Source organism: Taibaiella lutea (genome assembly GCF_008629695.1).
GTDB lineage: Bacteria > Bacteroidota > Bacteroidia > Chitinophagales > Chitinophagaceae > Taibaiella > Taibaiella lutea.
Window position 1 is genome coordinate 1,393,752 of the sequence record NZ_VWSH01000001.1, and the last position, 13,969, is coordinate 1,407,720.

General features: G+C 39.3%; 13 protein-coding genes. 6 read left to right on the forward strand and 7 right to left on the reverse strand.

Features of this window, described 5'->3' with window-relative positions; all coding sequences use genetic code 11:
• Positions 1-13: 13 nt before the first annotated feature.
• Entirely contained in the window at positions 14-1,027 is a 1,014-nt protein-coding gene (locus F0919_RS05955; RefSeq protein ID WP_150031790.1) for a formimidoylglutamase, read from the reverse strand.
• Between the two features lie 146 nt (positions 1,028-1,173).
• Here F0919_RS05955 and F0919_RS05960 point away from each other — a divergent pair, with 146 nt between their 5' ends.
• A complete protein-coding gene (locus tag F0919_RS05960; RefSeq protein ID WP_150031791.1) occupies positions 1,174-1,590 on the forward strand; it encodes a BrxA/BrxB family bacilliredoxin in 417 nt (138 codons plus the stop codon).
• 84 nt (positions 1,591-1,674) lie between these two features.
• Here the strand turns inward: F0919_RS05960 and cphA are convergent, their stop codons facing one another.
• From cphA to F0919_RS05975, 3 genes are all read right to left on the reverse strand, one after another.
• The gene (gene cphA, locus F0919_RS05965; RefSeq protein ID WP_150031792.1) at positions 1,675-4,293 is read right to left on the reverse strand and encodes a cyanophycin synthetase; all 2,619 of its coding nucleotides are present in this window, start codon (positions 4,291-4,293) and stop codon (positions 1,675-1,677) included.
• A gap of 267 nt (positions 4,294-4,560) precedes the next feature.
• A complete protein-coding gene (locus F0919_RS05970; protein ID WP_150031793.1) occupies positions 4,561-4,890 on the reverse strand; it encodes a 2Fe-2S iron-sulfur cluster-binding protein in 330 nt (109 codons plus the stop codon).
• Between the two features lie 149 nt (positions 4,891-5,039).
• Entirely contained in the window at positions 5,040-6,050 is a 1,011-nt protein-coding gene (locus F0919_RS05975) for an NAD(P)/FAD-dependent oxidoreductase (RefSeq protein WP_150031794.1), read from the reverse strand.
• 330 nt (positions 6,051-6,380) lie between these two features.
• Here F0919_RS05975 and F0919_RS05980 point away from each other — a divergent pair, with 330 nt between their 5' ends.
• The 3 genes from F0919_RS05980 (at position 6,381) to F0919_RS05990 (ending at position 8,982) form a co-directional block, all read left to right on the forward strand.
• The gene (locus tag F0919_RS05980; RefSeq protein WP_150031795.1) at positions 6,381-7,403 is read left to right on the forward strand and encodes a rod shape-determining protein; all 1,023 of its coding nucleotides are present in this window, start codon (positions 6,381-6,383) and stop codon (positions 7,401-7,403) included.
• Between the two features lie 86 nt (positions 7,404-7,489).
• Positions 7,490-8,407: a rod shape-determining protein MreC gene (mreC, locus tag F0919_RS05985; RefSeq protein ID WP_150031796.1), complete on the forward strand. Its 918-nt coding sequence runs from the start codon at positions 7,490-7,492 to the stop codon at positions 8,405-8,407.
• 20 nt (positions 8,408-8,427) lie between these two features.
• On the forward strand, positions 8,428-8,982 hold the full coding sequence (locus F0919_RS05990) for a rod shape-determining protein MreD (protein ID WP_150031797.1): 555 nt from the start codon (positions 8,428-8,430) through the stop codon (positions 8,980-8,982).
• A 69-nt stretch (positions 8,983-9,051) separates the two neighbouring features.
• Here the strand turns inward: F0919_RS05990 and F0919_RS05995 are convergent, their stop codons facing one another.
• Complete coding sequence (locus tag F0919_RS05995) at positions 9,052-9,273, reverse strand: DUF2795 domain-containing protein (protein WP_106521565.1); 222 nt, start codon at positions 9,271-9,273, stop codon at positions 9,052-9,054.
• A gap of 321 nt (positions 9,274-9,594) precedes the next feature.
• Here F0919_RS05995 and F0919_RS06000 point away from each other — a divergent pair, with 321 nt between their 5' ends.
• The gene (locus F0919_RS06000) at positions 9,595-10,536 is read left to right on the forward strand and encodes a glycosyltransferase family 2 protein (RefSeq protein ID WP_150031798.1); all 942 of its coding nucleotides are present in this window, start codon (positions 9,595-9,597) and stop codon (positions 10,534-10,536) included.
• A gap of 101 nt (positions 10,537-10,637) precedes the next feature.
• A complete protein-coding gene (locus tag F0919_RS06005; protein ID WP_150031799.1) occupies positions 10,638-11,315 on the forward strand; it encodes an ABC transporter ATP-binding protein in 678 nt (225 codons plus the stop codon).
• Between the two features lie 47 nt (positions 11,316-11,362).
• On the opposite strand, the gene F0919_RS06010 is transcribed toward F0919_RS06005, so the two are convergent.
• Both F0919_RS06010 and F0919_RS06015 read right to left on the reverse strand, forming a co-directional pair.
• Positions 11,363-11,839 (reverse strand): septal ring lytic transglycosylase RlpA family protein, encoded by a 477-nt coding sequence (locus F0919_RS06010; protein ID WP_150031800.1) that lies wholly within the window; start codon positions 11,837-11,839, stop codon positions 11,363-11,365.
• 221 nt (positions 11,840-12,060) lie between these two features.
• Positions 12,061-13,842, reverse strand: coding sequence for a DEAD/DEAH box helicase (locus tag F0919_RS06015; protein WP_150031801.1), 1,782 nt, complete (start codon positions 13,840-13,842; stop codon positions 12,061-12,063).
• Between the last annotated feature and the right edge of the window lie 127 nt (positions 13,843-13,969).

Genomic DNA, 13,969 nt, shown 5'->3' on the forward strand with positions numbered 1-13,969 from the left:
ATGCTTATAACAATTATTTACGTTCTGTTACACCTTTGCAAAAAGCCTGTACCAGATAGTTCAATAATTTGCCTGTAAAGATGTTTTGCCATCCATCTGTCCGTTGGCTGATGCCTTCAGGCAGATGTAAATAGGAAGCATCAGGATTCAGGCCACATTGATATAAATACTGCAACGCCTGTTGTGTGCTAATACCAACAGGCGTTGCAGCACTGCTTAACACATTTTCAATACAATCTACATCCAATTCTACACCGAATGAATCTTGCTTCACAAAGCTCAATGATGTTGAGATGGCATCACTCCATGTCATTTTATTCCGCAAAAAAACATCTTCAAAAAACAAAGGCTGCAGATCATTATTGACCTGAAGTTCATCAACTATATGCTGACCATTGTAAGCTTCGTGTAAACCAAGCATGGCGTATTTCTTCAAATAACCTTCCTGATAAGCATACCTGAACCCATTACCGCTATGCCTTCCTTCTGACTGCCTGAAATCGGAATGTGCATCAAGATTCACCACATTTATTGTTTTACCTTTTGCTGACGAAAGCGCTTTGAGTAAAGGATATGCATTATTATGCCCGCCACCGATTACAATCGGAATTTTATTATGACTGATAATTTCCTGAATAACAGGTGTAACAATATCATCAATCCGGGCAGTACTCTCTCTTAATTTTTCTATTGTTGCGTCTTTAGAATCTTTCATTAATGGCTCAAAATTTATTGAACCCAAAATGAAAAAGTCTTTACCGCTCAATTGTTTTGTTTCCTGGATATTTACAAAGCTTTTAAGGAAAGGAAGCCATGCAGTCTGAGTGCCACCGATACCACCGTTTGCCCGTACACCGATATCTTCGGGCAACCCGATAACTACAAATTTGCCCTGAAATGCAGCAAGAGCATTTTTCATATCATCTCCCTGAAAAAAAAGACAGCATTCTCCCAGTTTGATTTCACCCGTTCTTCTGGAAATTAAAGACTGCAAATCCTGAGCTTCAAACGATTGTAAATAAGGCATAAGTAAAAGAATTCTATGCAAACTTACACAAGCGGCAACAAAAAATTGATTACAGTATAGAAAATGATGAATCGGCAAAGAAAGGAAAGCAAAAGAAATGACTTAATTTTGCGGAGCAATTATTCAAAAAACAGAACTTTAATATTATGTATCCTGCAGAATTAGTGAATCCGATGAAAGCCCAGTTAACTCAGAATGGCTTTAAGGAATTATTGACACCACAAGAAGTAGACAATATCATTCCGAAAGAAGGTACTACTTTATTAGTTATAAATTCGGTTTGCGGTTGCAGCGCGGGAACGGCTCGTCCGGGCGTTTTGGAATCGTTACAAGGCGAAGGTAAAAAACCGTCACAAGCTGTTACAACATTTGCCGGTTTTGATTTAGATGCTGTAAAACAAGCTCGTACTTATTTGTTGCCTTACCCTCCATCCTCCCCTGCTATTGCATTGTTCAAAGATGGAAAATTGGTTCATATGATTGAGCGTCATATGATTGAAGGTCGCTCTGCTGCTATGATTTCAGCTAATTTGAAACAAGCTTACGAAGAATATTGTAACTAATTTTAATTAAGGGAAAAGACAAAAGGCTTTCTTATGAAAGCCTTTTGTCTTTTTAGAATTTCCCGGAAAGAAGGATCTGTTTTTTTAAAAAATAGATCCTTCTTTTTCTTTCATGCTTTTTACTTGCTCCAATGCATCAGGTACTACATCGCTTATAATAGTAATGAAGGAATCTTTCTTCGCATTTGTCAACGCGTAGTCAATGGCTTCACTTTCTTTTGGAATTACATGGATAGGCAAATCTTTATTGATATTACGTATTCCCTTTTCAATAAGGGCTATGATTTCCGAATCCTGTTTGCCTCTCAGGTTTTTATCCTGCCGGATAATGATTTCGTCAAACATCTTAGCGGCTTCTTCACCCAGTTCAATCGTATCTTCATCACGCCTGTCGCCTACACCGGCTACAATACCTACCTTATGCGAGGCCGTTATCTGAGAAACAAATTTACCAATTGCCTGCATGCCGTGTGTATTATGGGCATAGTCCAGCATGACAGTAAAGTCATTAAACTTAAAGATGTTCATACGACCCGGCGTTAATGCTGCCGATGGTATAAATGTCTGCAACGCGATTCTTATATTCTCAATGGAAACATCAGAAACATAAGTTGCCAGAACAGCACCCAAAGCATTGGCTACATTGAACTCTGCACTTCCACCAAATGTTATGGGAACATTGCTCACTTTCTCAACCCTGATTTTCCAACCACCCTTAATAATGGTTAAAAATCCATTTTCATAAACTGCAGCCAGTCCGCCTTTTTTACAATGTTCAATCACTCTTCTGTTATTTTCCACAAGAGAGAACAATGCAATATTACATTCCAACTCTTTACGCATATCATAGACCAGGTCATCATCTGCATTCAGGATTGCATAGCCGTCTTTGAATACAGTCTTAACCGCAACAGCTTTTACTTTTGCCAGTTTTTCAATGGTATCAATACCTTGCAAGCCAAGATGGTCGCCGGCTACATTGGTCACAACAGCTACATTGCAATTATGAAAGCCCAAACCGGCTCTTAAAATACCGCCTCTTGCACATTCCAAAACAGCCACTTCCACAGTCGGATCTTTCAAAATAAATTCAGCTGAAACAGGGCCGGTACAATCGCCCATCTGCATCATCTGGTTCTGGATATAAATACCATCAGTGGTTGTAAAGCCAACATGGGCACCGGTTTGCTTCATAATATGAGCAATTAGCCGGGTTGTGGTTGTTTTACCATTAGTACCGGAAACTGCAATAATCGGAATGCGTGCAGATTTACCCGGAGGGAATAACATATCTATTACGGGCTCAGCCACATTTCTTGCCAATCCTTCCGACGGCGCCAGATGCATCCTGAAGCCCGGGCCTGCATTGACTTCTATAACTGCGCCGCCGTTCTCAGTCAATGGCCTTGTCAAATCAGGGGCCATTACATCTACACCGCAGATATCGAGGCCAATGATACGTGCAATTCTTTCAAATAAAACAATATTGCTCGGATGTACCTGATCTGTCAAATCAGTGCTTGTGCCACCTGTGCTAAGATTTGCTGTAGGCTTTAACCAGATGCTTTCACCTGCCGGTAACACTGTTTCAAGTGTAAGATTTTTTTCGGCCAGAATGTTTTCGGTTTGTTTATCAACGGTAATATTCGTCAATACTTTTTCGTGGCCAAAACCCCTGCGCGGATCGCTGTTTACAATATCAATTAATTCCTGAATTGTATGCTTTCCATCACCCTTTACAGCCGCAGGCGTACGCAATGCAGCTGCAACGAATTTGTAATTAACAACCAGTGCCCTATGATCAAACCCGGTTATAAATTTCTCACAAATGACAGCCCGTGAATGCTTCTGTGCTATTTCCAGACCCTCTTTTAATTCTTCCCATGTTTTAAGATTGGTAGTTGCACCACGGCCATGATTTCCATTTAAAGGCTTTGTCACCAATGGATAGCCGATGCGTTTTACCGCGAGTTCCAAATCTTCTTCGTTATATACTATTATTCCCTTGGGAACGGGAACTTGTGCGGCCTCCAGTAAATTCTTGGTATCTTCCTTATCGCAAGCCAATTCAACGGCAATACTGCTTGTAGTGCTTGCAACTGTGGCCTGAATCCGTTGCTGGTTTTTGCCATAACCCAATTGAACCAGTGAATGTCTGTTTAACCGAATCCAAGGGATTTTTCTCCTCATCGCTTCTTCTACAATGGAACCTGTACTTGGACCTAAGCGCTCTTCTTCCCTGAGCTCCCGGAGCTTTTGAATATCTGCATCCAAATCATATTCCTTATTGTCAATCAAAGCCTGAGCAATGGCTACGGAAGCTCTTGCAGCATACGTACCGGCTTTGGCTTCGTAATAAGAAAATACTACGTGGTACACACCATGTTTATCACTGCTGCGCGTACGCCCAAAACCAACTTCCATTCCTGCCAATGTCTGAATCTCTAATGCAATGTGTTCAATTACATGTCCCATCCACGTTCCTTCTTTAACTCGGGAGAAGAAACCACCTTCTACGCCTTCACTGCAACGATGCGTGTACAGTGTTGGCAATAATACCTCCAATCTTTCTAAAAAACCATCAATAGTATTGGTGGGCCTTTCTTCCAGCTCTTGTAAATCCAGTAGCATTACAATCAGATTATGCCTTCTTGCAGACCAGTAATTTGGCCCTTTCATCACTTTTATATCAAGTATTTCCATTCGCTTACTTTATTTTAGGTTTACATAATTAAACAACCGGAAGTTAAAATATAATTTTATTCCTTAATTCAAAAATTTTTCTTCAATTAATTTATTTCAGTTCCTGTTATTTTTATCGGGCACCAAACTACAATTTATTTTTTCTCCCAATATTTATATTATGCTTTGCCAATGAAAATGATAAGACTGAGCAGTCACATGCGGATATGAAAATAAAATAGCCACAACAGTCAGTTGCGGCTATTTGTTTGAATCAATAAAAATGATTTAAGTTTCAGCATGCAAACGCACTTTCATGTTGTGCATTTTATTGTTCAGTTTAAGCTGGCAAGCCAACCTTGAATTTGGCAATAAATCAGGCAATGTATCTAACATAGCATACTCGTCATCGCTCATTGGTTCAAGCATTTCTTCGCCTTCCATAACATCTACACAGCAGGTTGCACAAAGCGCCATGCCTCCACAGGTTGCCAGAATATCATATTCATTGGCAACCAGGATTTCCATTAAACTCAAACTCATATCTGTTGGGGCTTCTACAGGATTTACGGTACCTGCTCTGTCTTCCACGAATACGGTAATTATATTTTCGTCCATTTGATTTACATTTTATTGTTTTCAGATTGAAAATCTGTTTCAGGCTGCAAATTAAATAAATTTATTCTTCGGAGAAAGGTTAAGCATTAAATAGTAGAGACGTTGCGATGCAACGTCTCTACTATTTAAAATGAAATGCAATAAACCAATTAGAATTCCGAAATACCATTAACCGTTGTATATTTCATCGTGTATTTCACGCCCGGATTAATGTATTTATAAGCGCTGTGACTCATTAATGCCGCTTCATGGAAGCCACATAGAATCAGCTTCAGTTTATTCTTGTAGGTATTGATATCACCAATGGCCCAGATACCCGGAATATTGGTGGAATAATCTTCTGTATTTACTTCAATAGCATTCTTATCAATATTCAGATTCCAGCCTTCAATAGGCCCTAATTTCGGGCTCAGGCCAAATAACGGAATCAGATAATCAGCTTCAATTGTTCTTGCTTCTTTTGTCTTGCTGTCCTCCATTGAAACACTATGCAAAGAACCATTTCCGTGAACGTGTGTAAGGTTGGTGTTCAGGATTAATTCAATCTTTCCTTCTTCCGCAAGCTTCATTACTTTATTTACAGAATCAGGAGCGCCGCGGAAACTTTCACTACGGTGAACCAATGTTACTTTTCTGGCAATATTCGCCAGGTGAATGGTCCAGTCTAAAGCACTGTCGCCGCCACCGGCAAGAATCATGTTCTTTTCGCGATAGAATTCAGGCTCAAGGATCATGTAATTAACGCCTTTACCATTTTCAAACTCTTCTAAGTTTGCAACAACCGGTTTACGTGGTTCAAAACAACCTAAACCGCCTGCAATAACTACAGCTTTTGCTTCTATCCGAGTACCCAGATTGGTAGTCAGTACAAAATCAGCTTCCCCACGTTTTTCAAGACCTTCCACTCTCTCGCCTAATGTATAAGTCGGATGGAAAGGGGCAATTTGCTTTTGCAGGTTATCAATCAATTCCTGTGCAAGAACGGAAGGATAACCCGGAATATCATAAATTGGTTTTTTAGGATATATTTCTGAAAGCTGTCCGCCGGCTTGAGGCAGGTAGTCTATCAGATGGCAACGCATTTTCAACAATCCGGCTTCAAACACTGCAAACATTCCCACAGGACCGGCGCCGATAATAGCTATATCTGTCTGTATCATTTTCAAAATTTGGCTGCAAAATTAAGCAATCGTTTTGATATACTTATCATATAGCAGTAATGGATTTGGTGAATGGATTCATTTTGAAGAATAATTACAAACCTATGACAAACAAAAACTATAAGTAAAATGAACCGGAATTCATTCGTAACGAGGTTTTTAATGATATGTTCAGGCCATGTTCCTAAATTTGACAAAAATTTGATTTTATTATGCTTTTTTTAGGAAAAGGCATTCAAAAAGCCGTTTATTTTTCGGACTTTTGCATAATTATTCCTGATTGCAATAATTATTTCACCTCTTTCATAATATTCCAGATCCGATAATAAAATGGGATTGTTTAATTTTTTAACGCAAGAAATTGCGATTGACCTTGGTACAGCAAATACCTTAATTATTCATAATGACCAGGTTGTAGTTGATGAGCCTTCTATTGTGGCAAAAGACAGAACCACCAATAAAATTGTGGCTGTTGGTAAAAAAGCCATGATGATGCACGAAAAGACGCATGATAATTTAAAAACCATTCGTCCGCTGAAAGATGGCGTGATAGCAGATTTCGATGCAGCAGAAGGCATGTTGCGCGAGATGATTAAAATGGTTTATCCGAAGAAGCCATTATTTCCACCGAGCTGGAGAATGGTTATCTGTATTCCTTCAAGCATTACTGAAGTTGAAAAACGCGCTGTGCGTGATAGTGCTGAACAAGCCGGCGCAAAGGAGGTTTACATGATACACGAACCAATGGCTGCGGCTTTGGGTATCGGTATTGATGTGGAGGAGCCTACCGGAAACATGATCATTGATATCGGTGGTGGTACAACAGGTATCTCCGTTATATCATTGGCCGGTATAGTGTGCGATCAAAGTATCCGTATTGCGGGCGATGAATTCACTACGGACATCATGGAAGCCATGCGCCGTTACCATAGTCTGAATATCGGTGAACGTACTGCCGAGCAAATTAAAATACATGTCGGTTCTGCATTAAAAGAACTGGATAATCCACCGGATGATATTGCTGTTAATGGCCGTGACCTTGTAACAGGTATCCCTAAACAGATACAGGTTTCCTATCAGGAAGTTGCCGAAGCTTTGGATAAATCTATCTTCAAAATTGAAGAAGCGATTTTGAAAGCATTGGAAAGTACGCCACCGGAGTTGGCTTCCGATATTTATCGTCGTGGCTTGTACCTTACAGGTGGTGGCGCATTGTTGCGTGGATTGGATAAACGTATTTCTCAAAAAATAAAATTGCCGGTTCATGTAGCTGAAGATCCGCTTCGCGCCGTAGTTCGCGGAACCGGTATGTCTTTGAAGAATATTAACCGTTTTACTTTCTTAATGAAATAGTTGTAATAACGAGAGCATGCAAATCAGTGAATGAGCTGTTTATAACATTGCCATTTACTAATTTGCATTTTCTTTTTTGACAAAATATGCGCCAGTTTATACTACTCATCCGCCGTTACTGGAATATCATTCTCTTTCTTCTTTTGCAGGGGATTTGCTTTTCCATGATATCCAAGAGTCATACGATGCAGGGAAATGACATTGTCAATTCTTCCAATTCTATTTCTGGCTATGTTTATAAAAAACAAAATGATGTAGTTTATTATTTTCAGTTGAAAAGGCTTAACGACAGTTTGCTTAACGAAAATGCAAGGTTGCGTAACCTGATTGCAGGCAACAGCAATATCGATACTTTCAGGGATGCTATCGCTACTATCCCTGTTACGGCAAAAGATACTGTTATAACGACTACAAAAGATTCTACGGGTGCTATTAAAATCACGTCAACGGGTGTAACAAAAGTAGTAAGATATGCCAGCTATTATTACATACCGGCACGTGTTATTAATAACTCCATTGCAAACGATAAACAGAATTCGATTACTATTAATCGTGGTTCTGCTGATGGCGTAGGAAAAGAAATGGCTGTTGTTACCGGTAATGGAATTGTAGGGCGTGTGGAAAATGTATCTGAACATTACGCGACTATCGTTTCCGTTTTGAGCGACCGTAAAACGGCGGCTAAATTAAGTGATGGCACCGGCCCTTATTTTCCTATCTGGGACGGTAATTCACCTGATTACCTTATAACTGAAAAGGTTCCTTCTTATGTGAAAATAAAAAGAGGAGATAGTATTTATACCATTGGTTCTTCTTTTTATCCTGAAAATATATTGATAGGAACTATTGCAAAAATAGATACGATTAAAGCAAGCGGTACAAAAACTTTAAAAGTTCGTCTTTCCACCAACTTCAGGAAGCTTCAGTATGTGTATGTGGTAAAGAATAAACTTAGTGAAGAAAGAAATAAGTTAGAGGCAAAGTCAACGGAAAAAACAAAGTAGGTTATTTATAAACAAAGGATATGAGCGTATATCTGCGTAATGCATTTAGATTTATTTTGTTGGTACTTATTCAGGTCTTATTGCTGAATAAGATATCCCTGTTCTGGTGGACTTCTCCGGGTGGTATTCCTCCGTACGTGCCTTATATTTATCCTTTATTTATTTTACTATTGCCTTTTGCAACGCCTGTATGGTTCCTGCTGGTAGCGGGTTTCATGATGGGAGTAACTGTAGATACATTTATGAATACGGGTGGTATGCATGCCGCCGCATGTGTGTTAATGGCTTTTGCAAGGACTATTGTACTGGAAAGTTTATTACCTAAAAGGCTGGATGAATTCAAGACTATGTCGCCTAATGTTAAATCGATGGGATGGACGCCATTTATGACTTATGCAGCCATCTTATTAACAGTCCACCATATCTACTTCTTTGTCCTGGAAATATGGGGCTTTCAAAGCATTGGATACATGTTTATCAAGGTGCTTATTTCCCTGATAACAAGCTTGATTTTTGTTGCTTTGTATTCTTTGCTTTTTTCCTCTTCAATAAATACGATTTACTACGACAAATAACACAAGCCATACAGGCAATAAAAAAACAGACGAAGGAATTCATCCTTCGTCTGTTTTTTTATACAGAAATTAATATTCGTCTTCGTTGAAAAAGAAGTCTTCCTGAGTTGGATAATCAGGCCATATGTCTTCAACGCCTTCATACATTTCTCCCTCGTCTTCCAGTTCCTGAAGATTCTCTACCACCTCAAGCGGAGCGCCCGAACGGATGGCATAATCAATCAATTCGTCTTTTGTCGCAGGCCATGGTGCATCTTCTAAATGGGAGGCCAATTCAAGTGTCCAAAACATATTACAATAAATTTTATTTTAATTTGGATTTGTGCAAATGTAAGATATTCATTTTAAATACGAACATTTGCAGCTAATCGGTTCCTTAATTTTTGATTAATCTTAATTTATATTTACCGGTCGGAAAAACATTCCCGAGTTAACAAATTTTAATGTCAATTCAACATCTAACGTATCATTATCAGCAAATCTTATCTCCTGAAAAAGATTATTCTTTCTGAATCGATTACTCATAACGAAAGGCTATGACTATTCAGAAAGCCAATAGTTTAATTTATTTCCTACTTTTGAAACCAGGTCAATAAAATCAATATTTCACGAATGAAAATAAGCGGATTTACTATTATAAGGAATGCCATTAAGTTTGATTTTCCTATAGTAGAAAGCATAAGTTCCGCGTTGGATTTTGTAGATGAATTTATTGTTGTAATGGGTGATAATTCGGATGAGACAGAAGCACTAATCCGCAATATTCCTTCTTCAAAAATAAAAATAATCAAGTCGGATTGGGATACGAAGAAGTATCATCAACATGGCAATATTTACGCACACCAAACAGATATAGCTTTACATCATTGTGCGGGCGATTGGTGTCTTTATCTTCAGGCAGATGAAGTGTTGCAACAGGATGCAGGGAAAGTAATTATTGCTGCCTGTAATCATTATCTTGAAAAGAAAGAGGTGGAAGGCTTTTTATTGAAATACATTCATTTCTTTGGCGCTTATGACCGGTATGTTGATGCTCTTCATTTTGCCTATCCGCTGGAGATAAGAATTGTCAGAAACCACCCTGATATTCATTCCTGGAGCGATGCACAGTCATTCAGGATGATACCGGGTTTCAATCATGAAAACTATGCACAGAAAGAAGGAACCAGAAAATTAAACTGCGTTGAGTTGAATGCCTATGTCTATCATTATGGCTGGTGCCGCGACCCGCGAAAAATGGTAAAAAAAGTGGAGGAGCAGCAAATAATGCATGACGGAGTAGCCAGCGTGAAACAAGAGGCTTATTTTGATTACGGCAATTTGTCCAGACTGCCCGTTTTTAAAGGAAAACATCCTGATGTAATGCGTAACAGAATTGAACAGACGGATTGGCTGCAATATCTGCGATATACAGGCACAAATCCGGAAGTCTTAAAAAAGCAATTCCGCCTCAAATACAGAATACTTACTTTTATCGAAAATAAAATATTGGGCGGCAGGTTGATTGCCGGATTCAAAAATTATAAAATCGCAGGAAAATTCGGTTTCAAATAAACGCAGTTAATCCCTTATAAGATTCCGAACTTACAAGAATTGCGTTCAAGACTAATTTCGATATTGAAATAGAAACACGTTTCCTCCCAAAAATACAACACATGCTTTCAGCACAAAATCTTTCAAAAAAATATGGTCAGCTTCAGGTATTGAATGATGTCTCCCTTGAAATTAAGAAAGGCGAATTCGTTGCTATTGCAGGGCCTTCAGGCGCAGGTAAAAGTACATTGCTGCACTTATTGGGTTCTTTGGATTTTCCGGATAGAGGTCATGTAAAACTGATGGATAAAGATATTTTCAAACTCAGCGCTAAAAAACAATCTGCGTTCAGAAACGAACATATGGGTTTTGTTTTCCAATTCCATCATTTATTGCCTGAATTTACTGCATTGGAAAATGTTTGTATGCCATTATGGATTGCAGATAAAAATAAAAAGGAAGTAACGGAAGCGGCAACAGCGGTATTGAAGACGGTTGGGCTCTTACATCGGATGAATCATAAGCCGACAGAACTTTCAGGAGGGGAGCAGCAGCGCGTGGCCATTGCCAGAGCTATTGTTCACAAACCGTCCGTAATTTTTGCGGATGAGCCTACAGGTAATCTGGATACTGCAAATGCGCAAGCTGTTCATGAACTTTTTCTGGAATTAAGGGCTTTATATAATCATACATTCGTCATTGTAACGCACAATGAAAAACTGGCGGCAATGGCCGACAGGACTTTATTTATGAAGGATGGAAGGATTGAAATGGAAAGATTAAAGGAGGATATCGGATAAAAAAAGATTCAGGTTTTTTCAAACCTGAATCTTTTTTTATTAAAATCTTACAATTGATTTGTAGTTGAACCGCCGCTTGCTGTTTTCTGAGCTAATACCTGACGTTTCCCTTCTTCGGTTGGCACAGCTTCTATTTTCACTTTAGCTAAACCGCTTCCTCTGAATTTAAGCTTACCTGCGGCCACTTCTGCAAGGTCAATCATTCTGTTCTGATTTCCCATACGGTCGTTGACTTTCACATAAACCACTTTTCCGTTTGACTGGTTAGTTACCTTAACATAGGTTCCTAATTTAAAATGATTGCTTGCTGCAGTAAACTTATCGTTGTCAAATACTTCTCCTGTTGCTGTTTTTCTACCTTCGAATTTATCGTGATAGAAACTTGCTACACCTGTTTTTTGTGGTTGTGCTGTTTCAGTCTTTACTTCTTTCTTCACTACCATCGGTGCCTGCAAAGGCAAGTTCTGTTGTTGAATTGGCAAAGCAAATGTAAGCCAAGACCAAAGTACAAAATCAAATCCCATTACACATTAACTATTTGGTACGGATGCAAAAGTAGTGCTTTTCCCTAATATTGCACCCATCAAAATGTTAAAATTAATAATATCATAACTGAAGTTACTCACAAAAGCAGCTGAAAATATCCACAATCATTGAATAACTTCCTATAAATCAATCCATTCAACAAAAATGGGTGATGCTAAGCATCACCCATTTCAAATATTTATACTATCAACAATTTACATTAATATCTTGTATTCGGTTTTCTGGCACGGGTCGATTTCTGTGTTTCGCTACCAAATTCTTTTCGCTCATATCCACCTTTTCTGTAGCTGTCACGTGGTTTCCCATAATTGCCGCCACCGCCGCTTCCGCCACCCATTGGCTTTCTGTCGGCTTCTTCCACGCGCACTTTTCTGTTGTTAAATTTGCGGGAAGCCAGATTATCCATAATGAATTCAACTGCATCACCGGGAACGTTGAAGAAACTGCTGAGTTCCCTAACCGTAATACGGCTTACCATATTAGGCTCGATATCTGTGTTCTCAGTAATAAATTGAACTAAAGAATCATCATCGGCGCCATCTTTTGTTCCGATATTGATAAATAAACGGGTAGAACCATTACGTGGACCACTTGCGCGCTCACCTCTTTCACTTCGTTCGCCTCTCTCGCCACGATCACGACTTCTGTCATTGAAACCTGCATTCAGGTCAGGAGCATTCTCATAATCAACAATAGTATCTTTCAATTGCAACCAAAGCAAACGATTGATTAATTCATCTTTGCTGAGGTTATCAAATTTCTCATGAATGCTTTTTTGATAAATTTCACCAAAACCATTTTCAGGTTCAGCCTGTTCAATCTTATCAAGGAAATGGAACAAACGTTTACGAACCACTTCTGCTCCATCAGGAATATCGCTCTTATGAAAACGGGTTTTAGCCAGTCTTTCAACCTGACGTATTCTGCCGATTTCACGCGAAGTAACCAATGACATACAAATGCCCGATTTACCGGCGCGGCCTGTACGACCACTACGGTGCGTATAAACTTCCGCATCTTCAGGCAATTCGTAGTTGATAACGTGCGTAATATCGTTTACGTCAATACCGCGTGCGGCAACATCAGTAGCTACAATGGCCTGCAACATTTTGCGTTTGAAACGGTCCATTACTTTGGTACGCTGTTTCTGGTCCATATCGCCATGCAAAGGGCTTACATGATATCCTTCGCGCATCAGTTTTTCTGAAATGTCCTGAGCATCCTGCTTGGTACGGGTAAAAATGATACCATAAATATCCGGTGCAAAATCCAGCAAACGGCGTAATGCATCAAAACGTTGGTGTGCATTGGTTACGAAATATTGGTGGTCAATATTTTCGCTACCTGAATTTTCACGCGCTACAGAAACCTCTTTCGGGTCTTTCATGTAACGTTTAGAAATCCGGCGGACATCATTGTTCATGGTTGCAGAAAACAACCAGGTGCTTTCGCGTACCGGACTATTTTTCAGGATAAAATCAATATCATCCCTGAAACCCATGTTCAGCATTTCATCAGCCTCGTCCAATACAAGGATTTTGACGTTATCTAAACTGATAGCGCCGCGCTCCAACAAATCGATTAAACGACCCGGAGTGGCAACCACTACCTGTACACTACGCTTCAGTTCACGAATTTGTGTTCCGATTGGTGTACCACCATAAACAGCCAATGTGTTAATTCCTCTTGAAAATTTAGTGTATTTCACAAATTCTTCCTGAATTTGCATACACAATTCACGCGTGGGACTTAATACCAATGCCTGAACGCCTTCTGCTTTTGGATCTATTTTGTGCAACAATGGCAAACCGAATGCAGCAGTCTTACCGGTTCCGGTTTGCGCTAATGCAATAATGTCTGTAGTCTCAGATACCAGCAATGGTATCGCTTGTTGCTGAATGGGGCTCGGCGTTACAAACCCTAAAGCCTGCACTGCCTGCACAAGCTCTTCTTTCAATCCAATACTTTGGAAAGTTTCCATACTTCTCTAATTAATCATGTTCCTTTTTTAGAACAGGGCGCGAAGGTACGATTAATATACGGTATAATAAGGAACGTATTGTATTATGCCTTAAATTTAACGCTTTTAGGTCATAGCAAAAAACTAT

What these genes read in the sequence shown, in the direction of transcription:
- F0919_RS05955 (WP_150031790.1), bottom strand. Translation starts at nt 1,027, where the DNA reads ATGCCTTATTTACAATCGTTTGAAGCTCAGGATTTGCAGTCTTTAATT.
- F0919_RS05975 (WP_150031794.1), bottom strand. Translation starts at nt 6,050, where the DNA reads ATGATACAGACAGATATAGCTATTATCGGCGCCGGTCCTGTGGGAATG.
- F0919_RS06005 (WP_150031799.1), top strand. Translation starts at nt 10,638, where the DNA reads ATGCTTTCAGCACAAAATCTTTCAAAAAAATATGGTCAGCTTCAGGTA.
- F0919_RS05960 (WP_150031791.1), top strand. Translation starts at nt 1,174, where the DNA reads ATGTATCCTGCAGAATTAGTGAATCCGATGAAAGCCCAGTTAACTCAG.
- F0919_RS05980 (WP_150031795.1), top strand. Translation starts at nt 6,381, where the DNA reads ATGGGATTGTTTAATTTTTTAACGCAAGAAATTGCGATTGACCTTGGT.
- F0919_RS05990 (WP_150031797.1), top strand. Translation starts at nt 8,428, where the DNA reads ATGAGCGTATATCTGCGTAATGCATTTAGATTTATTTTGTTGGTACTT.
- F0919_RS05995 (WP_106521565.1), bottom strand. Translation starts at nt 9,273, where the DNA reads ATGTTTTGGACACTTGAATTGGCCTCCCATTTAGAAGATGCACCATGG.
- F0919_RS05970 (WP_150031793.1), bottom strand. Translation starts at nt 4,890, where the DNA reads ATGGACGAAAATATAATTACCGTATTCGTGGAAGACAGAGCAGGTACC.
- mreC (WP_150031796.1), top strand. Translation starts at nt 7,490, where the DNA reads ATGCGCCAGTTTATACTACTCATCCGCCGTTACTGGAATATCATTCTC.
- F0919_RS06000 (WP_150031798.1), top strand. Translation starts at nt 9,595, where the DNA reads ATGAAAATAAGCGGATTTACTATTATAAGGAATGCCATTAAGTTTGAT.
- F0919_RS06015 (WP_150031801.1), bottom strand. Translation starts at nt 13,842, where the DNA reads ATGGAAACTTTCCAAAGTATTGGATTGAAAGAAGAGCTTGTGCAGGCA.
- cphA (WP_150031792.1), bottom strand. Translation starts at nt 4,293, where the DNA reads ATGGAAATACTTGATATAAAAGTGATGAAAGGGCCAAATTACTGGTCT.
- F0919_RS06010 (WP_150031800.1), bottom strand. Translation starts at nt 11,839, where the DNA reads ATGGGATTTGATTTTGTACTTTGGTCTTGGCTTACATTTGCTTTGCCA.